Genomic DNA, 286 nt, shown 5'->3' on the forward strand with positions numbered 1-286 from the left:
GCGGACCGCGCCGTCAGCAGTGACCAGGCGACGTCCGCGTCGGACGCCTCCGCCACGGCAGCGGACTCCCGCAACCGCGCCGCCTGCCCACGCAACCCCCCAGCCGAACGCGCGGAAAGCACCCACGGCACCACAGCACACCCGGACTCCTCCGACGGCGCCACGGCAGAAGCATCCACGGACGCAACCGGCAGCGCCGCCGGCGCCTGCTCCAGAACCACATGCGCGTTCGTACCGCTGATCCCGAACGAAGACACAGCAGCCCGACGCGGACGCCCCGTCTCCG

The 286-nt window shown here is 73.1% G+C and carries 1 protein-coding gene; it reads right to left on the minus strand.

Annotated elements, in window-relative coordinates; translation table 11 throughout:
• The coding region (locus IG88_RS43665) for a ketoacyl-synthetase C-terminal extension domain-containing protein (protein ID WP_037837593.1) at nt 1-286 on the minus strand (286 nt) is incomplete at both ends.

Origin of the sequence: Streptomyces sp. NRRL F-5650 (genome assembly GCF_000721365.1) — a bacterium.
Classification (GTDB): Bacteria; Actinomycetota; Actinomycetes; order Streptomycetales; family Streptomycetaceae; genus Streptomyces; species Streptomyces ardesiacus.